We start from the raw sequence: 20,694 nt of genomic DNA, 5'->3' as shown, positions 1-20,694 counted from the left end.
TTGACCCACCACGGTCCACAGAATTTGACTACTCCTTCCCTGCCTTACGCGCTTCGGCTACGGCATCAACCCGATTTTGACGAGAATCTGCCCGCATCCGCCGCACGAGTCGAACCACCAGCAGGGCCAGCGCCACCAGCACCACTATCAACAGCACGCTGATATCGGAGAATTTCTGCGCGATTTCGGCCACAGTGATCTGCAAGGAGTACTGATCGTCGGCACTCATCACTGACCCGAGGTTCGCTGTTCCCTCAGTGACCAGGAACAGGACTCCGATGGCGATGAATAGAACACCTGAGATCAAAGAGGTCGAGTGGACTGTCAGCCGGCCGAGCTTTATCGGCCGTCCCCGTAGCCAACCCCGTTGGCCGAGGTCGTAGCGGTCCCAGAGCAGGGCAAGCAGGAACAAGGGAATCGCCATACCCAAGGCGTACATACCCATGAGAGCCGCGCCATACCCGGCGGAGCCGCCGGCGATGGCGACAGTGAGAACACTACCGAGCAGCGGACCGGAACAGAATCCCGCGAACCCGTACACTGCACCGAGCGCGTACACCGATGCCGAACCCTTGATCTTTATCGAACTCGACGCTCGCTGAGCGGGAGCGAAAGCGAAGCCCTTTCCCATGATGGCAAGAAGTCCGAGGACGATGAGAATAGCTCCGCTGATCGTGGTTGTGACGGAGCGGTACTCTGTGAGAGCTGAGCCAAACAATCCCAGTCCAGCTCCGAGTGGCATGAGGACGGAGGCCAGCCCGGCATAGAATACTGCGGTCCGCGTCAGGAGGCGGCCGACTCCGTCGAACGCGTACGCAAAGAAGGACGGCAACATCAGCGCCGAGCACGGGCCTATAAGCGCCAGCAGGCCACCGAAGAAGGCGCCAAGTAATCCGATGTTCGTCATTTCGAAGGTTCCGCAGCGTATTCAATTATCTTTTCGAAGTTCTCAACGGGCTGGGCTCCGAGAATTGGGTAACCGTTGATGATGAATGCCGGAGTGCTCGTGAGGCCGATGGCCCGCGCATTCATCATGTCTCGATCGATCGCCTCGTCGAATTTGGTACTCGCGGCATCGCGATCGAATCTCTCGAGGTCGGGCACGCCAGCTTCCGCGGCAAAATCGCGAAGTACCTCCGGAGTCAGATTGGCGCGTATACCGGCACCGGTCGGTGCCTTCGCATACACCGCCTTGTTGAACTCCCAGAACTTGCCCTGTTCGGCGGCGGCGCGACCCGCGCGCGCTGCCGCTTCCGATTGGGGACCGAAGATCGCCAGGTCGCGCCACTCTATTCGCAGCACGCCCTCGTTCACGTACTTCTCGACCAACTCAGGTTCGATGGTGCGGCTGTAGATGCCGCAGAACTGGCAGCGGTAGTCCGAATACTCCACCATCACCACGGGGGCGTCCGCGGGCCCCATCGAGAGGGGGTCACCGCTGATGCGGCGTGACTGATCGCCAACCGGTCCCATCGTCCCGGTCGCGGCCGGCTCTGCCTCGCCCCCAGCTGTTGCTTCGCTGCTCCTGCCCATCAAGAGGAGGCCGCCGAGTATGACGGCCATTAGGGCCAGGATGCCGACCAGCCAGATTTGTCTACGGATTCCTGGATCGTGACGTGTTGACCCCATACGTACGCCCCCTCCTGGGTCGACTGACGTGTACCAGCCTCCAAAGGCTGCTGAGATCCAAAATGTAGTAAACGAACCTTAATTTTTCCTAGGTAGCAGGTATCCGAACCTTGAATCTTCTAGTAGTGACTGTTCGGGGTTCATGGTGTCAGCCGAGCGGGTGACGTGGTCTCGTGGGTTGTCGAGGCGTTCTGAGGTGTCGGCTCAGGTCGGCGGCGATATGGCGCCACGCGAACGCCGTCGCGGTGGCGTGATACCGCGCTTCGAAACGCGGCAAGTCGCTGCTTGACCGTAGAGGACGGGGAAGTCGTTGGGCGTGATCGGTTTCCGCGGCACGATGGAGAAGTAGATCTCGACCTGGTGTGAGGACCCGTCGACGGTCCATTACACCCGTGTCGCCGAGGCGTACGGTTCGACGGTCATGACCTGCGGGTCAGAAGTTTCGGCGCAACAGCCGTTCCGCGTCGGTCGCGATGGTGCGCACCACCTCACCCGCGGGGCGCTCCGACGTCACGAGACCGGCCACCTCACCGGCGTACACGACACCCAGATCCGGATCCTCGGGATCGTAAGCTGCGGAAAGGGTTTCGTTGTCGGCGCCCTGCCCATGCCATTTGGTGGTGTACTCGTTGGCGAGGGCGCGGCCACCCCAGCGAGCCGGCCACGGCTGGTCACGCGCCTGGTCGAAGATCGACGTGTAGACGGTATCGGCGCTGCTCGCCTCGATCAGCTTGGCGCGTGCATACTCCGGGCCAATCGTCTCGGGGCTGGCGAGTAGCGCCGTGCCGATCATGGCGCCTTCGGCACCGGCCGCGATGACAGCGGCCAGCCCGCGCCCCGTACCGATACCGCCGGCTGCGAGCACCGGCAGGGTCGTCGCGTCGAGCACCTCCTGCAGTAGCGGCAACGTGCCAATCCGTCCGGTGTGGCCACCTGCCTCGCCCCCCTGCGCGATGACGAAGTCGACCCCGGCCCGCTCCACAACCCGCAGGTCATCGAGCGTATTGACCTGCGAGACCGCCAGCGCCCCGGCCTCGTGGACCCGCTCGACGTACGGTGCGGGATCGCCGAACGACAACGTCACCACCCGCGGATCCTCGGCGAGCGCCGCATCGAGCAGGGAGTCGTCGGCGTCGAGCGACCAGGTCATCAGCCCGATACCGAGCAGTTCTCCGCCGATCTCACGGGCGATCGCGGACTCCTCGGCGATCCAGTCGGGGGTGGCGTACCGGGCGGCCCCGAGAAGACCGAGACCGCCGGCGCGGGTGACCTCGCCGGCCAGGAGGCCACCGGCGCGACCGCCCATGGGGGCACCGAGGATCGGCACCTCCAGCCCTAGCTCGCGGGTCAACCAGGTGTCGATCATCGAGTCCCTCACACTTGTCGAGTCTTACTTCTTGGGCTTGTCGGCACTCGCCTCCGAAGACAGCGCCGCGACGAAGGCCTCCTGAGGGACCTCGACGCGACCAATCGTCTTCATGCGCTTCTTACCTTCCTTCTGCTTCTCGAGCAGCTTGCGCTTGCGGGAGATGTCACCGCCGTAGCACTTGGCGAGCACGTCCTTGCGGATCGCGCGGATGTTCTCGCGGGCAATGATCTTCGATCCGATCGCCGCCTGGATCGGCACCTCGAACTGCTGCCGCGGGATCAGTTCCTTGAGCTTGGTGGCCATCTTGTTGCCATAGGTGTACGCGGAATCCTTGTGGACGATCGCGCTGAACGCGTCGACCGCCTCGCCCTGCAGCAGGATGTCGACCTTGACCAGGTCGGACAGCTGCTCACCGGCCTCCTCGTAGTCGAGGCTCGCGTAGCCACGAGTACGCGACTTGAGCGAGTCGAAGAAATCGAAGATGATCTCCGCCATCGGCAGCGTGTAGCGAAGCTCGACGCGCGTCTCGGACAGGTAGTCCATGCCGCCGAGCTCGCCGCGGCGGGACTGACACAACTCCATGATCGAGCCGATGAACTCGCTCGGCGCGATGATCGTGCACTTGACGATCGGTTCGTAGATCTCCCGCGACTTGCCCTCGGGCCAGTACGACGGATTGGTGACGATCTGTTCCTGGCCACCCTCGAGCACGACGCGATAGACCACGTTTGGCGAGGTGGAGATCAGGTCGAGACCGAACTCGCGCTGGAGGCGCTCCCGGGTGATCTCCATGTGCAGCAGCCCGAGGAAGCCGCACCGGAACCCGAAGCCCAGGGCCACCGACGTCTCGGGCTCGTACGTCAGCGCTGCATCGTTGAGCTGCAGCTTGTCGAGCGCGTCGCGCAGGTCGGGGTAGTCGGAACCGTCCACCGGATACAGACCGGAGTACACCATGGGCTGCGGCTCGCGGTAGCCGGTCAACGGATCGGTGGCGCCGCCGCGCGCAGTGGTGACGGTATCGCCGACCTTAGACTGGCGAACGTCCTTCACCCCGGTGATGAGGTATCCCACCTCACCGACACCGAGGCCGGCGGTCGGCTTGGGTTCGGGTGAGACGATGCCGACCTCGAGCAGCTCGTGGGTGGCACCCGTCGACATCATCTTGATCTTCTCGCGTGGGACGATCTTGCCGTCCACCACACGGACGTACGTGACGACGCCGCGGTAGGTGTCGTAGACCGAGTCGAAGATCATCGCGCGTGCCGGGGCCTCCGAGTCTCCGACGGGCGACGGCACCTGACGCACCACCTCGTCGAGAAGTTCCGCCACACCGACACCGGTCTTACCGGAGACCCGCAGCACGTCCTCGGGCTCGCAGCCGACGATGTGCGCGATCTCGGCGGCGTACTTGTCCGGGTCGGCGGCCGGCAGGTCGATTTTGTTGAGGACCGGGATGATCGTGAGGTCCTTCTCGAGGGCAAGGTACAGATTCGCCAGCGTCTGCGCCTCGATGCCCTGCGCGGCGTCGACGAGCAGCACCGCGCCCTCGCACGCCTCGAGGGCACGGGACACCTCGTAGGTGAAGTCGACGTGACCGGGCGTGTCGATGAGGTGCATGACGTAGTCCTGCTCGACACCGTCATCGTCCTTGACCTTCCACGGCAGGCGCACGTTCTGCGCCTTGATGGTGATGCCGCGCTCGCGTTCGATATCCATGCGGTCGAGGTACTGCGCGCGCATGGCCCGCTCCTCGACGACGCCGGTGAGCTGGAGCATCCGGTCGGCCAGGGTGGATTTGCCGTGATCGATGTGCGCGATGATGCAGAAGTTCCGAATCCTCGCCGGATCGGTGAACGTCTTCTCCGCAAAGTTGCTGCTCAAGCCCTATTCCCTCGTCTCACTCACGCACCTACACCGCCCCGGTCCGACATCCGCCGCGTCCCGCGCCCACCATCATCCCTTGAACACCGCTGCGCGTACACATCCAGGGTCAGCAGCCGGTTCGCGTCGGCGTCACCACTACTCTCGAACTCATGGCGAGCACCTGGGGCAACATCGGCAGAATGCTCGGCGGCTACGCCGCCAAGCAGGGCCCGAAACTGCTTCGGCAGCTGCAGAACAGCCGGCCCGTCAAGCGCGCTACGGAGGCGATCGCCGGGCCGCCGCATCCTGCGGCCACGCCCGGTCGACCCGTGTCACGCACATCCGCACCCACCGCGCACCGGGCACGGAAGATCGAGTACGCCCCCAGCCTCGACGGGCAGGCCGACCCGGGCGAAATCGTTTGGACGTGGGTCGCGTACGAGGAGGACCCGGGCCGGGGCAAGGATCGCCCGGTCCTCGTCATCGGCCGTGACGGGCACACGCTGCTCGGGCTGATGCTCTCGTCGAACAGTGAACGCGGCACCGATCCCGATTGGTTGGCCCTGGGCTCGGGCAGGTGGGACCCACAGAGCCGGCCGAGTTGGGTCCGGCTGGACCGGGTCCTCGACGTACCCGAGGAAGGCATCCGCCGCGAGGGCGCGATCCTCGACCGCGAACGCTTCGACTCCGTCGCCGCGCGCCTCAAGAGCGACTACAGCTGGCACTGAACCGCCCATTTGAGAACACCAAACGGCTACTGGTAATGTCGTCGGTCGGCGCACACGTGTGCCCAGAGCTTTTGACAGAAACCAAAGAACAGGATTTTACGCGTGGCCAACATCAAGTCCCAGGTGAAGCGGATCCGCACCAACGAGCGCAACCGACTCCGCAACCAGTCGGTCAAGTCCTCGCTGCGTACGGCGATCCGTTCCTTCCGCGAGGCCGCGGCAGCCGGTGACAAGGACAAGGCCAACGAGCTCCTGATCTCCACCAGCCGCAAGCTCGACAAGGCAGCCAGCAAGGGCGTCATTCACGCCAACCAGGCCGCCAACAAGAAGTCGGCGCTCGCGAAGCTCGCCAACTCTCTCTGACAAGTTTCTGACGGTTCCGCCGTCGCAAGCTCTGCGGAAGTAGCCCTCGGTCGCGGACCGGGGGCTACTTCATGTTCGGGGTCTCATTGGGCCAACGAATAACGGTCTCTTTGGGTCACCGAATAACGGCGCCGAACGTGACGGCGCCGAACGCTCAGCGACCGCCGTACAGGTTCGCAACCTTCTGCACGGCCACCTCGAGGGCGTAATCTGCGTCGGCGGCCTGACCCTTGACGTCCGCATTGAGCTTCGCGACGACCTGCAGTGCCTCACCGATCGAGGCGGGATCCCACCCACGGACCTGCGCCTGTGCCTTCTTGATCTTCCACGGCGGCATGCCCAACTCGGATGCCATCCGGAACGGGTCGCCGCGACCGGCCGAGCCGACTCTCGCGATCGTGTGGACTGCATCGGCGAGCGCGTCGGCGAGCAAGACGTGCGCCACCCCACGATGCATCGCCCACCGCAGGGCCTCGAGCGCGCCGCGACTGTCGCCGACAACGGCCTTGTCCGCGACGTCGAATCCCGACACCTCGGCCCTACCCGAGTAGTACCGCTGAACCGCGGCCGCGTCGATCTTCCCACCGGTGTCGGCGACCAACTGCGAGCAGGCCGCTGCGAGTTCGCGCAGGTCCGATCCCACGGCCTCGACGACCGCTTCCAGCACCTCCGCACCGACCCGCACCCCCGCGGCACGGAACTCACCGCGCACGAAGTCCACCCGCTCGCTGGGCTTGAGTTTCGCGCACTGGTGCACGATGGCGCCGGACTTCTGCAGCACCCCCGCCATCGCCTTCGCCCGACCAGCGCCGGAGTGCAGCACGATCAGCACCACACCTTCCGGCAAGTCGGCGGCGGCGTCCTGGACGAGCGTGACCGCGTCCTTGCCGGCCTCGGCGGCCGCTTCGAGCACGATCACCCGATCCTCCGCGAACAGCGAGGGGCTGAGCAGTTCCGCCAACTCGGGGGCGCTCGCGTCCCCGGCACGCAGGCGCGAGACAGGGATGTCCTCGCCGGTCGGACCCGCAGAGGCACGGACCGCACCGACCACAGAAGCGACCGCGCGCTCGACCAACAATTCCTCGTCGCCGAGAACGAGGTGGAGCGAATCAGATCTTGTTGAGAGGCTCACCGGACGATCGTGCCACGGGAACTCCCCACCACCGCAAGTGCACCGGCCCCGGAGCGAACCACGGCGACGTCGCCATCGACATCGGTGCGGGCCGTTACCGCGCCGAGTGCTGCGATCCATTCGACGACGGTCCCGTTCGGGTGCCCGAATGGATTGCCGGCACCTACGCTGATCACCACGAGTCGCGGCCGCACGGCTTCGATGAATTCCCTTGCCGTCGTGCGGGAGCCGTGATGCGGCAGCTTGAGAACGTCAGCGCGCAAAGACACCCCCGACTGCAGCAACGCACGCTGTCCCGGCTCCTCCACGTCGCCGGTGAGCAGGATCGTCCCGGCCGGTGTGTGCGCCATGATCACCAGCGAATTGTCGTTGGCCGCCTCGTCCGCCGCGTCGGGGTCGCGTGGCGGCGGGACCAATGGCCCCAGGACCTGCAACCGCAGCTCCCCCGCAGTCAGCTCCTGTCCCGGAACCAACCGAACCAGAGCGACGCCGGCGCGGGCAGCCGTCGCCGAGACGAATCGAAATCCACCCTCCGGCAGATTCGTCGAACCGATCGCGATCGCCCCGGCGGCGCGGCCGTCCAGTACTCCATCGAGGCCGCCGTAGTGGTCAGCGTGCAGATGCGTCACGATCACCAGCGCCACCTCGGCGACCCCGAGGGCCCGCAAACATCGATCGATCGGCGCAGGGTCCGGACCTGCGTCGACGACCACGGCGCGACCATCGCCCGTGGACAGCACCAGCCCATCCCCCTGCCCAACGTCGCAGGCAACGAAAGACCATCCCGCCGCTGGCCATCCCGGGTAGTACACCCGCGTAGGGATCCATACCGCTGCCACACCGACTCCGAGCGCCAATAAGATCCGCCGCAACCATCGGTACCGCATGGCGGGCACCACCACCGCGACGCCGACCGCCACCACTACCGCCCCCTCCAGCCCGCCCGGGACGGCGACCGTTGCTCCTGGGACCGCCGCTGCTCGATCGGCGACCTCGAGCAGCCACCACAGCGGAGGACCCGCAATCCGCACGACGAGGGTGGCCACCGGCAGCCACACCGCGGCAACGACTGCGGCCACCGCGCCGACGACCGTGATCGGTGCGACGACCGGCGCGACGAGGATGTTCGCGACGATCGACACCACGCTGACGGTGCCCGACATGGCCGCCACCAGTGGCGCCGTGACCACGAACGCGGCCACCGCTACAGCGCACATCTCAGCAAGCCACCGCGGCCATCCCCGGCGCCGCATTCGGTCCACCAAGACCGGGGCCACGAGAATCAGGCCCGCCGTCGCAACCACCGACAGTGCGAAACCGAAATCCACTGCGAGCGAGGGGAACAGGGCGAGCAGCACGATGACGGATGAAGCCAGCGCAGGCAACGCCTGCTTCCGCCTCCCCGTCACCAGTGCGAGCAGGGCGATACACCCCATCGCGGCGGCACGAAGCACACTCGGCGACGGTCGTGCGATGACGACGAATGCGGCCAGTGCCGCGGCAGCCAGCAACGCACCAGAGCGCGGGCCCATCCCGACTCCGCGCACCACGAGCAGCACCGCACCCACAATGATCGAGACGTTCGCCCCGGACACGGCGGTGAGGTGCGTGAGCCCAGCCGCGGTGAACTCGCCCTCGACATCCTGTGACAGCCTGGAGGTGTCTCCGACGACCAGTCCTGGCAGCAGACCCGCTTGATCGGGCGGCAGCGCCGCCGCGGCCGCCTCAGCCAACCGGTCGCGAATGCTGGCGGCCCAACGCTGGATCCAAGGCGGTGGTTCGACATGCACCGGAGGTCCCGTGGCCCTGACGACGGCGACGGTGAGATCACTGCGCTCCGGCACCGTGAGCCGTCCACGCAAGGTCACCTGCTGGCCGGGCAGCAAGCTCCCCCACTGCGGCCCTTCAGCAAAGACAAGCACCGATCCGCCGACGCTCACACGCGAGTCGCCGTCCCGAATCTCCCGCAACGATGCCCGAACCAACAGCCGTTCCTCACCTCCGAATCCATTGCCGCGAAGCCCTTTCGGATCCTCTTGGAGTACGACTGCCATCGTCACAAAGCCTCCCGAGTCCGCCCTTTGCGCAAGCGGGTGAACCTCAATAGCGTGCGAGCGCACCGCGATCGCGACGGCGAACCCGGTACCAAGCAGCGCAGCCGCGACGACCCCCACACTCACAGCGACCCGAGCCGCGTCCGGCCACCCACCGTGACTGCGGCACGTTGCGAGACCCGTCAGGACGGCACCCAACCCGGCGAGACCGACAGCGAGTACCGCCACGGGCCGCCATCCCGCGAGCAGACCCACGATCGTCACGGCCCAGCACACCGCTGCGGACGGAACGAGACGCAGATCGAGCGGGCGGTCCTGCCCCGTCACAGCATTACCAGGTCCCGCAGTTTCGCGAGCCGAGCCGGCCCGATGCCGTCCACCTCAGTCAACTGCTCGACATCGGTGAACCTGCCGTTGGCCTTCCGCCAGGACACGATCGCAGCCGCGGTGACCGGACCTACGCCAGGCAACGCGTCGAGTTCCGTCTCCACGGCCGTGTTCAGGTTGACCTTCCCGACGCGTTTCGACTGCGTGCCCACCGCGGCGCCGGAGACCGTGCCGGCGCCCACGCGTGCGCTGCCGACCGGGCTCGGCCCACCGTCCGGCGGCACCACCCCGACGAGGATCTGGTCCCCGTCGTCCACGCGCTCGGCCATGTTCAGCCCGAGCAGATCCGCGCCCGGCCGCGGACCTCCCGCCGCTTCGAGAGCGTCGGCAACACGCGAGCCGGGCGGAAGCAATACCAGCCCGGCATGATTGACAAGCCCGACGACACTCACCACCAGATGCTCGTCGGGTAGAGGCGGCGTCGACGGGCTTGCTGGCGTCGACGGACTTGCCGAGATCCCCGTCGGTACCGCACCACCGCCAGGCTCGGCCTCCGCGTCCCGGACCGCGACGGTCGGCAGCGGCGGAACCGCTTGCGCCGTGGGGCGATCCCGCCACACCGACACCGCCGCGATGCCCGCCGCGACCAGCCCGACCGCGACGAGCGCCGCCGCTCCTCTACGCCCCGGGCTCAGACGCGGCCCGCTCCACCTGGAAGTCTCCGGCGACCGGTGGCCCTCGCCGAATGCCGCGTCCGTACCGGACAACCAATCCGGCGTCCAGGGCGAGGTGTCGTCATCATCGAGGTCGTCGTCACCGAGGTCGTCGTCACCGAGGTCGTCGTCCTCGTAATGGTGTTTCTTGGGTGTTGGCGCCGATTTCGCGGACGCCGCCGCGAGCCGACTGCGTACCCTCGCTCGAACCTGATCGGAACCCATACCGGCGACCGTAGGTTCCGGCGACGACGCACGATCGGCTGAAAGCGTGTCGTGGAGAAAACCTGTGGATCAACGCGCGGCTGTGGATGAATCCCCGACTTCCACACCACTCGGGCAGACCACGACACCGATGGCCCCTGGACCGACGTGTGCCCCAAGCACGTTGCCGATATCGGTGACGACCAGTTCGCTCATCGACGGGATGCGTTCCTTCAGCTGAGCCGCAACCTCATCCGCACGTTCACGCGCGTGACAATGATGCACCGCGACTGCGACGGCGTCCCCGCCGGCCTGCTCGACGGCCGCGTCGACCAGCTTGGCTCGAGCCTTGGTCGACGTTCGTGTCTTCTCCCGCAGCACGAGGTTGCCGTCAACCAGATGCAGGACGGGCTTCATCGCCAGTGCGGTGCCGAGCAGGGCCGCCGCCGCACCGATCCGCCCGCCGCGCCGCAAGTGATCCAGCCGGTCGACGACGACCAGTGTGCGCCCACCCGCCGCGACCTCGACAGCCTTCTGGTAGACGGCCTCGAGGCTGCCTCCTGCGGAGGCGACCCGGGCCGCTGCGAGGGCGGGGTAGCCGAGCCCCATCCCGGTCGACTTCGAATCGACGATCCGGACCTTCTCGCCCAGATCCTCCGCCGCCCGACGTCCCGCCTCCCACGTTCCCGACAGCTGGGTCGAGATGTGCACGGCAACGACGCCGTCACCGCCACTGGCCTCCAGTGCCGCCGCGTAGGCCTCCCCGAGTTCCCCGGGCGAAGCCCCCGACGTGGTCGCCCCGGACAGGTCGTCCGGAGCCTCGTCGACGCCATCCCGTAAGTCGCGGCCCTCGTGGAGCACATGCAGGGGCACGACCCGAATGCCGTACCGGTCGACCAGTTCCGGCGACAGGCACGACGAGGAGTCGGTGACGACGACGACCGCCACGTCGCTACTCCTTTTCGATCTCGACGGAGGTGGCCTGGCGGCGGACGTTCTTGATCGCGTCGATCATTGCCGCCGCGACCTCCTCGTGGGCCTCCCAACCCCAGTGGATGCCGTCCGGATTGGCCCGATCGGAGAAGATGTTCTCGCGGACAGCAGCCGCGAGATCGACCATCGGTACGGACTTCTGGGCCGACCACGCCTCGAGCGCCAGCACCGCCGGCGTGCGACCGGTGTGCACTCGCCCGTACGCGTCGCACCGGTGCACCGACGGGTACGTGCCGATCACGGGCACGTCCGGTCTGATCGCGGCCAGCGCGTCGCGGCACCTCTCGAGGTATCGGACCGACAGGGCCGGCGGCAACGCGACCGGCCGGCCGAGCTTCGACAGCCGCGGCTGCAGCCACTGGTAGCCGGAGCGGACGACGCGCCGAAGCGCAGGCGGGCGGATGTAACGCAGTTGTTCGCGCAGGGCCGTCGGCAGCGGTGACGGCAGCGAATCCATGCCGCCGACCGCGAATACGACGGCCTCGGCCCGCGATACCGCGGCCCACACCCGCGGATCCTGGGTGATCGCCCACCACGCGTCCCGGCTGGTCCAACCGATCCGCGCCACGAGTTCGACCTGCCAGCCGAGTTCCTTCGCGACCAGGGTCGGCCAGATCCGTGGGTGGTCGGCGGGTAGTCCGCCCTTGGGCCCGTAGTAGGCAAGCGAATCCGCGATCACCAGGAGAACGGGGGGCCGGACGTCGCCTGCGGCCGAGCCGTCAGAGGACTTCGCGGCGGCCGAGCCGTCAGAGGACTTCGCGGCGGCCGAGCCGTCAGAGGACTTCACTGGCCACGCTCGCCGACGCGTTCCATACATCCAACCGCCATGCTTGTTCCGTACCTTCCCGATGTCCGCTGAGCTGCACCCAGCTGGTGTTCCCGAGTCCCCCGAGTACCGGCCACCGATCCACCGGCAGGTCGAGCAACCGCGCGGTCAACGCGGCGATGAGGCCGCCGTGCGCCACGAGCACTAGCGGCTCCGATCCCCACCCTTCGTGCCGGTCGAGCAATTCCTGCACGACCGGAAGGCTGCGGGCAGCGACGTCGACGCGGCTCTCCCCTGCCGGTGGCGCCCATTCGGCATCAGCGCGCCACTGGGCTCGCGCGCCGGGTGAGATCGCGTCGACGTCAGTGTGGGTGAGCCCCTGCCAGTCTCCGAGATGCGTCTCCCGGAGCCGCCTGTCGGTCTCGACGGCAAGCCCGGCGTGGTCGCCGAGTGCGAGCGCGGTGTCGTGTGCGCGCCGCAGATCGGATGCAACGATCGCGAACGGACGCTTTTCGGCGAGGGCCTGCGCGGCTGTCTTCGCCTGCGCGCGCCCCATATCGGACAGCGCGGTGTCGAGCTGTCCTTGCATCCGGTTCGTGGCGTTGTACTCGGTCTGCCCGTGGCGCAACAGGATCAGCCGCCTGGCTGCCGACCCGGACTCGGCCGCTCTCACAGTCCCGGCTCCTCCGCCTCGCTCACCGACTCGGTGCCGGTCTGCAGCTTCCGCTGCTCGATGCCCTCGACGGGGATCTCCGGGCAGTCCTTCCACAGCCGATCCAGGGCGTAGAAGTTGCGCTCATCGGTGTGCTGGACGTGGACGACGACGTCGACGTAGTCGAGCAGCGCCCACCGCCCCTCTCGGGTGCCCTCTCGACGCACCGGCTTGTGCCCGGCCTCGCGCAGCTTGTCCTCGATGTTCTCGACAATCGAGTTGACCTGGCGTTCGTTGGGCGCAGAGGCGAGGACGAAGCAGTCCGTGATCACGAGCTGTTCCGAAACGTCCAGCACCACCACGTCGGAGGCCAACTTCTCGTCGGCCGCCAGTGCGGCGTTGCGTGCCAAGGCAATGGCCTCGTTCGAAGCGCTCACTCAGTGTTCTCCCGGTTCTGCTGGTGTTGTCGATTGTGGTGGTTGGGCGCCGTCCTGTCTCGCCGGAGCCGGCTCGGACATCGAGACCGCGCCATCGGGCCGGGCTACGCCGCTTGCCCGGTACAGATTGCGCTTGCTGATGTACTGCACGACGCCGTCCGGGACGAGATACCAGACGGGCCGGTTCTCGGCGGCCCTCCGACGGCAGTCGGTCGAAGAGATGGCCAGGGCCGGGATCTCGATCAGGTGAACCGCGTCGGCAGGCAGCTGCTCGAGATGCGACACGAGATGCTCGGTGTGCAACTTGTAGCCGGGGCGGGAGACACCGACGAACTTCGCGAGTCCGAACAGCTCCTCCCAGTCCTGCCACGACAGGATGCTCTCGAGCGCGTCGGCGCCGGTGATGAAGTACAGGTCGGCGTCCGGGTGCTGAGCCCGGAGGTCGCGCAGTGTGTCGACGGTGTACGTGACCTTGTGCCGGTCGATGTCGACCCGGCTGACGGAGAACCTCGGATTCGAAGCAGTGGCGATGACCGTCATCAGGTAGCGGTCCTCAGGGGAGCTGACATGCCGCTCGCCCTTTTGCCAAGGCTGTCCGGTCGGGACGAAGATCACCTCGTCGAGAGCGAACCGATCCGCGACCTCGCTAGCCGCCACGAGGTGACCGTGGTGGATGGGATCGAAGGTTCCACCCATCACGCCGAGGCGGCGCCGGGGGGTGTTCTGCGTCGGCTGCTGCACGGGGATCCAGCTTACGGTCTCTCGTGGCAGTGACTCACACAGGCAGCAATCCGGCGACTACCGCGGCGAGTTGCTGGGCGGATCTGCACTCGTGCATGTCGATCACCTCGTTGTAGACGAGCGCTGCCGAGTCCCCGGTTCCCCATTGTCCGCGGGGCTCGGGGTTGAGCCAGTGGGCGTGCTTGGCGACGGACACGAGATGCTCGAGGGTCGGCAACGCGGGATCGCGGTAGTTGTTGCGCCCGTCGCCGAGTACGAGCAGCGAGCTGCGGTTCGTGAGGCTGTGCGCGTACCGTTCGGCGAACACGCCCAGCGCGTTCCCATAGTCCGAGTGACCGTCGTAGGTGATCAGTTCCGCCTCCCGGATCATTCGGGACATCGCCACACCCAGATCGGAACCGGACTCGAAGAACCGGGTCACCTCGTCCGTACTGTCGATGAACGCGAAGACCCGCACGCGCGAGAACTGTTCCCGAAGCGCATGCACGAGCAGCAGCGTGAAGTGCGAGAATCCAGCGACCGACCCGGAGACGTCGCACAGCAGAACCAGCTCGGGTCGAGCCGGACGCGGCTTGCGCTGCACCAGGTCGATGGGAACGCCGCCAGTCGACATGGACTTGCGGAGCGTGCGGCGCAGGTCGACCGCACCCGCACGAGCACGGCTTCGCCGCACCGCCAGGCGGCTCGCGAGCAGCCGCGCCAGCGGGGTGACGCTGCGTCGCAGTGCCACGAGTTCGGAGTCGGACGCCCGCAGGAAGTCGACCTCCTCGGCCAGTTTCGGCACCCCGTAGTTCGCGACCCGTTCCTTGCCGACGAGCTCGGCGGACCTTCGCTGCGTCTCGGATTCGATCATCTTGCGAAAATCCATGATCCGCTGGATCGCGCCGCGCCTGGCCACCTCGGAGGCGTAGTCACCGCCGGGCTTGTCCTCGCTCGGCTGGTTGCCGAGCAGACCGGAGAGGATCTTCTCGAGCAGATTGTCCGGTGGCACGTTGCGCAGCGCCTGATAAGCGGAAAACGCCGGTCCGTTCCTGGACTCGTACTGTCCGATCTCCTCGACCATCCGAGCGGCGAGATCCTCGAGCTGCGCGAGCGCCTCGGGCGAGTCGTCGGAGAGCAACTCGGCGAGCATCGCCTGCAACGCCTCGTAATCGATGTCACCGTCCGGCGTGCGCGGCAGCGGCTGGTCGGCGTCTCCGTCGTCGCGGACGCCGATGCCGACGGGGAACCACAAGTTGAACAGGGCGTCGAACGTGGCGCGGTGGGTCGGGCGGCGGAGCAGCGCGCAGGCCAACCCTTCCCGGAGTGCCTCTCGGTCGAGCAGGTCCAGGACCACCATCACCTGCCCGGCGTCGACTGTCTCGGATGGCCCGACCGGGATGCCGCGACGCCGCAAAGCCTCGACGAAATCGACGAGGTGCCCGGGGAGCCCATACGGGGCGGGCGGACCGTTGCGACGCACGGGCGAGGAGACCATCGGTTCGACCCTCTCAGTTCAGACGCAGCTCGGCAGCGACACGCTGCTGGTCGGCACGATGCTTGAGCACGACGCCCAGCGTTGCGTGCACCGCATCGTTGTCGAGTGTGTCCAGACCGAGCGCGAGCAGCGTGCGACCCCAGTCGATCGTCTCGGACACGGACGGAACCTTCTTGAGTTGCATGCCACGTAGCACGCCCACCGTGCGGACGAGTTGCTCGGCGACCGCCTCGGGAAGCTCGGGCACCCGGCTCGCGAGGATGCGACGCTCGAGTTCGGCGTCCGGGAAGTCGAGGTGCAGGAACAAACAGCGCCGTTTGAGCGCCTCCGACAGTTCCCGGGTCGCGTTCGACGTCAGGACTGCGAACGGCTTGCGGGATGCGGTGATCGTGCCGAGTTCGGGGATGGTCACCGCGAAGTCGCTGAGGACCTCGAGTAGCAGACCCTCGATCTCCACGTCGGCTTTGTCGACCTCGTCGACGAGCAATACCGTCGGGTCGTCACGACGGATCGCGGTCAACAGCGGCCGCGGCAGGAGGAACTCCTCCGAGAACACGTCCTGCCTGGTTGCGTCCCAACCGTCCCCGCCGCCGTGTCCATTACCTGCCGCTCCGGCCTGGATGCGCAAGATCTGCTTCGCGTGGTTCCACTCGTACAGCGCGCGGGACTCGTCGACGCCCTCATAGCACTGGAGGCGCACCATCTCGGCGCCGGACGTCTGCGCGACGGCACGGGCCAGTTCTGTCTTGCCGACACCAGCGGGACCTTCGATGAGCAGCGGCTTGCCGAGCCGGTCCGCGAGGAAGACCGCGGTCGCGGTCGCCTTGTCGGACAGGTATCCAGTCTCGGCGAGACGATCGACGACGTCGTCGACGCTCGCGAACAGCGGGGGTGCGGTCGGTAATGCCCGGTCCACACTCACTCCTTTCGGGCCGTCAGGCAGGTCGGGTATGGCCGTCTCCCCAGACGGTCCACTTGGTCGAGGTGAGTTCGCCCAGCCCCATGGGGCCGCGGGCGTGCAGCTTCTGTGTGGAGATCCCGATCTCCGCACCGAATCCGAACTGCTCTCCGTCGGTGAACGCGGTCGAGGCGTTGACCATGACCGCGGCGGCATCGACCCGAGCAGTGAACTCCTTGGCGGCCGACAAGTCGGCGGTGACGATGGCCTCGGTGTGCCCGGTACCGTACCGATCGATGTGGGCGACCGCCTCGTCGATGCCGTCCACGACCTTAAGCGCAATGTCGAGGGTCAGGTATTCCTCGGACCAATCCTCCTCGGTGGCCGGCACCAGGCCGGGCAGATCGCCGTGCACCGTGACGCTGTGCATCTGCAGAGCTTGGAGCAACTGCGGGACCGCGGTCTCGGCGATCGCGGCGTCGACCAGCACCGTCTCGGCTGTGTTGCAGACGCTGGGGCGGCGGGTCTTGGCGTTGATGACGATCTTCTCGGCCATCTCGAGATCAGCGGCGGCATGGACGTAGACGTGGCAGTTGCCGACACCGGTCTCGATCGTGGGCACGGTCGCGTCCCGAACCACCGCATTGATCAGTCCGGCACCACCGCGCGGGATGACCACGTCGACGAGTCCCCGGGCCTGGATCAGGTGGGTGACGCTGGAGCGATCGGCGCTGGGCAGCAGTTGGACGGCGTCCTCGGGCAGGCCCTGTGCTACGAGGGACGCCCGGAGCGCCTTCACGAGCGCGGCATTGGAGCGCGCCGCAGACGACGACCCGCGCAACAGTGCCGCGTTGCCGGACTTGAGGGCGAGGCCGAAAGCATCGACCGTGACGTTCGGGCGCGCTTCGTACACCATGCCGACCACGCCGAGCGGGACCCGCACCTGACGGATCTCGAGGCCGTTCGGCAGCGTCGAACCCCGGACGATCTCTCCGACCGGATCGGCCAGGCCGGCGACCTGACGCAGACCCGATGCGATGCCCTCGATGCGCGCATGGGTCAAACGCAGGCGGTCGAGCAGGGACTCCTCGGTACCCGACGCGCGGGCCGCCTCGATGTCCTCAGCGTTCGCCGATAGGACTGCGTCGGCGGCGGCGAGCACTGCATCCGCGGCAGCGTGCAGTGCTGCATCCTTGCGCGCGGTGGTGAGCAGCGCCAGAGCACGGGACGCGACGCGCGCTCGAAGGGCGGCGTCGTGCACCTCCTGGCGGACGTCCCCGGAGTCACTCACGGCCGGTGTGGTAGGCGTCGCGGCGGTCATGCCTACAGGTTAGCGACCGGCTCGACAACCGATTGAGGCGCATAATCGCACTGGTCACTCACCGCCGGTAAGGAGACAGCCGGTGTCGCAACACGAGACGATCCGCACGGCCCCCTCCGAAGAGGGATACAGCCGCGGACTCAACGCCCGCACGGTGCAGATGATCGCAATCGGCGGCGCGATCGGGACCGGCCTGTTCTACGGCGCCGGCGGGGCCATCGCGGAGGCTGGCCCCTCCCTCATCCTGGTCTACCTGGTGGCAGGCCTGGCGATGTTCGTCATCATGCGCGCCCTCGGCGAATTGCTCACTTATCGGCCGATCTCGGGCAGTTTCGGCGAATACGCCGAGGAGTTCCTGGGACGGTTCTTCGGATTCGCCACCGGCTGGGCGTACTGGGCGATGGGGGCGGCCACCTGTATGGCCGAGATCACGGTGGCGGGCAAGTACGTCGAGTACTGGTGGCCGAGCATCCCGACCTGGCTGACCGCACTCGTGGTCCTGTTCGTGCTGTTCAGCGCAAACCTCGTCTCGGTGCGACTGTTCGGCGAGACGGAGTTCTGGTTCTCCTCGATCAAGATCACCGCGATCGTCGGCATGATCCTGATCGGCATCGGCGTCCTGACCCTCGGCTTCGGACACGCGACGAACCCGACCGTGACGAACCTGTGGGCCGACGGCGGTGTGTTCCCGAACGGATTCGGAAGCGCACTGATGACTCTGCAGGTGGTGCTGTTCGCGTACGTGGGAGTCGAACTCGTCGGGGTCACTGCCGGCGAGGCGAAGGATCCCCGGCGGACACTCAGGAAGGCGATCAACACCCTGCCGTTCCGGATCGGCCTGTTCTACATCGGGTCGCTGATCGTGATCTTGTCGGTCGCAAGCTGGCGGGACTTCCATGCGGGCAAGAGCCCCTTCGTCGAGGTACTTGAGCAGATCGGCATTCCCGCCGCGGCGGGAATCATGAATTTCGTCCTGCTGACCGCCGCACTGTCGTCGTGCAACTCGGGCATCTACGCGACGGGCCGGATGCTCCGCAGTCTGTCGCTGCGCCGCGAGGCGCCCGCACCGCTGGCCAGGCTCAGCAGCCGACATGTGCCGTACGCGGGAATCACCATGTCCACCGGTGTGATGGTCATCGGAGTGATCGTGAATGTGCTCTCGCCGAACCGTGCCTTCATCTACATCACCTCGGTTTCCACGGTCGGAATCATCTTCGTGTGGGGCGTGATCCTGGTCTGCCACCTCCGCTACCGGCGGCTCGTCAACCGCGGCGCGCTGCCGGCGTCCGACTACCGACTGCCGGGCGCGCCGTACACCACCTGGACCACACTGGCATTCCTCGCGTCCGTCGTCGTGTTGTTGTTCTACAGCGACGCGGGACGGATCGCGCTGGTCGTCGGCGCAGTGTTCGGTGTCATGGTGAGCGCCGGCTACTACGCGCTGCTGGGGCGCGCGTCGTCTCGGTACTGACGTTTCGTTCCGGAACTCGAAGTTCGGCAGGCTGCCGGGGGACTACTCTCGGTGGAGAGTCCTGGGCACCGCGCCGCAGAGCGCTGGGGAGCGCAGCCATGACAACACCAGACCCCCCGCCGACCGCCGAGAACGATCCGGTGCTCGCGTCCACCGAGGTCACGGTGACCGACGGCGCCGCCGTCAAGCGGGCGGTCATGGCCACCATGCTCGGAAACGCCATGGAGTGGTTCGACTTCGGCGTATATGCGTACCTGGCCACCACGATCGGCCGAGTCTTCTTCCCAGACGCGAGTGGCCCCGCGCAGCTCATGTCCACATTCGGGATCTTCGCCGCGGCGTTCATCGTCCGACCACTCGGCGGATTGTACTTCGGCCCGCTCGGCGATCGGATCGGCCGCAAGAAGGTCCTCGCCACCACGATGATCATGATGGCGTGCAGCACCTTTGCGATCGGATTGATCCCGAGCTACGAATCGATCGGCATCATGGCGCCGATCCTCCTGGTCGTATTTCGTCTGCTGCAAGGATTCTCGACCGGCGGCGAGTACGGTGGCGCCAGTACGTTCATCGCCGAGTACGCGCCCGACAAGCGTCGCGGGTTCCTGGCGAGCTTCCTGGAGTTCGGCACGCTTGCGGGCTTCGCGGCCGCCGCAGGGCTCGTCACGCTCATCGCTGCGTCGGTGAGCGACGAAGCACTCGTCGACTGGGCGTGGCGCATTCCGTTCCTCGTCGCCGGACCGATCGGCGCAATCGGCGTCTACCTGCGAATCCGCATCGAAGAAACTCCAGCCTTCCAGAAGTTCGAGGCAGCGGAGAGCGTCGCCGAATCCTCCCTGTCGGCGCCGGGGCGCCTGCGCGAGACTTTCGTGACCAATTGGCGCCCGCTGGTGCTGTGCATCGTCCTGGTCGCGGCGTACGACATCACGGACTACGGACTGCTCACCTACATGCCGACCTACCTGTCGGCCACTCTCGGCTACGACGAGAGCCACGGCCTGGTCCTGATGGTCGTCGTGATGGTCCTGATGATGGCCGCCATCACCTTCGTCGGACGCTTCTCGGACATCGTGGGACGAAAACCCCTGCTGCTCGCGGGTTGCATCGGATTCTTCGTGCTCTCGGTGCCCGCATACCTGCTGATCGGACTGGGCTCATACGTGACGATCTTCCTGGGTCTGCTCATCCTCGGGTGCCTGCTGCTGCTGTTCGTCGGCGTGTTTCCCTCGACGCTTCCCGCGCTCTTCCCCACCGGGGTGCGCTACAGCGGCGTCGCGATCGGCTACAACGTCTCGGCCGCACTGTTCGGCGGGACGACGCCGCTCGTGATGACCGCACTGCAAGAGGCGATCGGAAGCCACTTGGTCGCCCCTATGTACATGATGATCGCGGCGGTCTTGGGTGGCGTCGCGGTCCTCCTCATCCCCGAGACCGCACGCAGGCCCCTGCGCGGGAGCCCGCCCTCGGTGGCCACCCGGGAAGAGGCAGTCGAGGTGCTGCACCACAACGGAAGATCGGGTCATCCCCCGCGCTCGGAAAGCTGACGCCGCTACCGG

General features: G+C 66.8%; 19 protein-coding genes. 4 read left to right on the top strand and 15 right to left on the bottom strand.

What is annotated here, in order from left to right; translation table 11 throughout:
* Positions 1 to 28 precede the first annotated feature (28 nt).
* The 4 genes from EF834_RS07565 to lepA form a co-directional block, all read right to left on the bottom strand.
* Positions 29 to 907: a cytochrome c biogenesis CcdA family protein gene (locus EF834_RS07565; RefSeq protein WP_127946570.1), complete on the bottom strand. Its 879-nt coding sequence runs from the start codon at positions 905 to 907 to the stop codon at positions 29 to 31.
* Entirely contained in the window at positions 904 to 1,563 is a 660-nt protein-coding gene (locus EF834_RS07560) for a DsbA family protein (RefSeq protein WP_408014477.1), read from the bottom strand. The genes EF834_RS07565 and EF834_RS07560 overlap by 4 nt, the downstream gene beginning before the upstream one ends.
* A gap of 499 nt (positions 1,564 to 2,062) precedes the next feature.
* A complete protein-coding gene (locus EF834_RS07555) occupies positions 2,063 to 2,995 on the bottom strand; it encodes an NAD(P)H-dependent flavin oxidoreductase (RefSeq protein ID WP_127946568.1) in 933 nt (310 codons plus the stop codon).
* Positions 2,996 to 3,019: 24 nt separating this feature from the next.
* Positions 3,020 to 4,879 carry a translation elongation factor 4 gene (gene lepA, locus EF834_RS07550; RefSeq protein ID WP_127946567.1) on the bottom strand — a complete coding sequence of 620 codons (1,860 nt, stop codon included), beginning with the start codon at positions 4,877 to 4,879 and terminating at the stop codon, positions 3,020 to 3,022.
* 152 nt (positions 4,880 to 5,031) lie between these two features.
* Between lepA and EF834_RS07545 the strand changes: the two genes are divergently transcribed.
* Entirely contained in the window at positions 5,032 to 5,589 is a 558-nt protein-coding gene (locus EF834_RS07545) for a type II toxin-antitoxin system PemK/MazF family toxin (RefSeq protein ID WP_127946566.1), read from the top strand.
* Between the two features lie 102 nt (positions 5,590 to 5,691).
* Positions 5,692 to 5,952 (top strand): 30S ribosomal protein S20, encoded by a 261-nt coding sequence (gene rpsT / locus EF834_RS07540; RefSeq protein ID WP_127946565.1) that lies wholly within the window; start codon positions 5,692 to 5,694, stop codon positions 5,950 to 5,952.
* Between the two features lie 154 nt (positions 5,953 to 6,106).
* Here the strand turns inward: rpsT and holA are convergent, their stop codons facing one another.
* From holA to EF834_RS07485, 11 genes are all read right to left on the bottom strand, one after another.
* On the bottom strand, positions 6,107 to 7,084 hold the full coding sequence (holA, locus tag EF834_RS07535) for a DNA polymerase III subunit delta (RefSeq protein ID WP_127946564.1): 978 nt from the start codon (positions 7,082 to 7,084) through the stop codon (positions 6,107 to 6,109).
* Complete coding sequence (locus tag EF834_RS07530; protein WP_127946563.1) at positions 7,081 to 9,465, bottom strand: ComEC/Rec2 family competence protein; 2,385 nt, start codon at positions 9,463 to 9,465, stop codon at positions 7,081 to 7,083. Before EF834_RS07530 ends, holA begins: the two co-directional genes overlap by 4 nt.
* On the bottom strand, positions 9,462 to 10,403 hold the full coding sequence (locus EF834_RS07525) for a helix-hairpin-helix domain-containing protein (protein WP_127946562.1): 942 nt from the start codon (positions 10,401 to 10,403) through the stop codon (positions 9,462 to 9,464). Before EF834_RS07525 ends, EF834_RS07530 begins: the two co-directional genes overlap by 4 nt.
* A 69-nt stretch (positions 10,404 to 10,472) precedes the next feature.
* Positions 10,473 to 11,330, bottom strand: coding sequence for a DegV family protein (locus EF834_RS07520; RefSeq protein ID WP_127946561.1), 858 nt, complete (start codon positions 11,328 to 11,330; stop codon positions 10,473 to 10,475).
* A gap of 4 nt (positions 11,331 to 11,334) precedes the next feature.
* Positions 11,335 to 12,057, bottom strand: a complete 723-nt coding sequence (gene octT / locus EF834_RS07515; RefSeq protein ID WP_127946743.1) for a diglucosylglycerate octanoyltransferase — start codon at positions 12,055 to 12,057, stop codon at positions 11,335 to 11,337.
* A gap of 91 nt (positions 12,058 to 12,148) precedes the next feature.
* Entirely contained in the window at positions 12,149 to 12,814 is a 666-nt protein-coding gene (locus EF834_RS07510) for a histidine phosphatase family protein (RefSeq protein WP_127946560.1), read from the bottom strand.
* Entirely contained in the window at positions 12,811 to 13,230 is a 420-nt protein-coding gene (rsfS, locus tag EF834_RS07505) for a ribosome silencing factor (RefSeq protein ID WP_127946559.1), read from the bottom strand. Before rsfS ends, EF834_RS07510 begins: the two co-directional genes overlap by 4 nt.
* The gene (nadD, locus tag EF834_RS07500) at positions 13,231 to 13,926 is read right to left on the bottom strand and encodes a nicotinate-nucleotide adenylyltransferase (RefSeq protein ID WP_235871062.1); all 696 of its coding nucleotides are present in this window, start codon (positions 13,924 to 13,926) and stop codon (positions 13,231 to 13,233) included.
* Positions 13,927 to 14,005: 79 nt separating this feature from the next.
* Positions 14,006 to 15,448 (bottom strand): vWA domain-containing protein, encoded by a 1,443-nt coding sequence (locus tag EF834_RS07495; RefSeq protein ID WP_127946558.1) that lies wholly within the window; start codon positions 15,446 to 15,448, stop codon positions 14,006 to 14,008.
* A gap of 13 nt (positions 15,449 to 15,461) precedes the next feature.
* Positions 15,462 to 16,364, bottom strand: coding sequence for an AAA family ATPase (locus EF834_RS07490; protein WP_127946557.1), 903 nt, complete (start codon positions 16,362 to 16,364; stop codon positions 15,462 to 15,464).
* 19 nt (positions 16,365 to 16,383) lie between these two features.
* Positions 16,384 to 17,667, bottom strand: a complete 1,284-nt coding sequence (locus tag EF834_RS07485; protein ID WP_127946556.1) for a glutamate-5-semialdehyde dehydrogenase — start codon at positions 17,665 to 17,667, stop codon at positions 16,384 to 16,386.
* Positions 17,668 to 17,749: 82 nt separating this feature from the next.
* Here EF834_RS07485 and EF834_RS07480 point away from each other — a divergent pair, with 82 nt between their 5' ends.
* Positions 17,750 to 19,138: an amino acid permease gene (locus EF834_RS07480; RefSeq protein ID WP_127946555.1), complete on the top strand. Its 1,389-nt coding sequence runs from the start codon at positions 17,750 to 17,752 to the stop codon at positions 19,136 to 19,138.
* A 98-nt stretch (positions 19,139 to 19,236) separates the two neighbouring features.
* Positions 19,237 to 20,682 (top strand): MFS transporter, encoded by a 1,446-nt coding sequence (locus EF834_RS07475; RefSeq protein WP_127946554.1) that lies wholly within the window; start codon positions 19,237 to 19,239, stop codon positions 20,680 to 20,682.
* The last annotated feature ends 12 nt before the right edge of the window (positions 20,683 to 20,694 follow it).

Source organism: Rhodococcus spongiicola (assembly GCF_004011835.1).
Taxonomy (GTDB): Bacteria; Actinomycetota; Actinomycetes; order Mycobacteriales; family Mycobacteriaceae; genus Prescottella; species Prescottella spongiicola.
The sequence above is the reverse complement of the archived record's forward strand: the minus strand, read 5'-3'. Positions and strand labels throughout refer to the sequence as shown.

Bases quoted from the DNA above. Each gene is read 5' to 3' on its own strand.
- EF834_RS07475 (WP_127946554.1), top strand. From the start codon at position 19,237: ATGACAACACCAGACCCCCCGCCGACCGCCGAGAACGATCCGGTGCTC.
- EF834_RS07485 (WP_127946556.1), bottom strand. From the start codon at position 17,667: ATGACCGCCGCGACGCCTACCACACCGGCCGTGAGTGACTCCGGGGAC.
- nadD (WP_235871062.1), bottom strand. From the start codon at position 13,926: ATGGGTGGAACCTTCGATCCCATCCACCACGGTCACCTCGTGGCGGCT.
- EF834_RS07565 (WP_127946570.1), bottom strand. From the start codon at position 907: ATGACGAACATCGGATTACTTGGCGCCTTCTTCGGTGGCCTGCTGGCG.
- EF834_RS07560 (WP_408014477.1), bottom strand. From the start codon at position 1,563: ATGGCCGTCATACTCGGCGGCCTCCTCTTGATGGGCAGGAGCAGCGAA.
- EF834_RS07545 (WP_127946566.1), top strand. From the start codon at position 5,032: ATGGCGAGCACCTGGGGCAACATCGGCAGAATGCTCGGCGGCTACGCC.
- EF834_RS07525 (WP_127946562.1), bottom strand. From the start codon at position 10,403: ATGGGTTCCGATCAGGTTCGAGCGAGGGTACGCAGTCGGCTCGCGGCG.
- EF834_RS07555 (WP_127946568.1), bottom strand. From the start codon at position 2,995: ATGATCGACACCTGGTTGACCCGCGAGCTAGGGCTGGAGGTGCCGATC.
- EF834_RS07495 (WP_127946558.1), bottom strand. From the start codon at position 15,448: ATGGTCTCCTCGCCCGTGCGTCGCAACGGTCCGCCCGCCCCGTATGGG.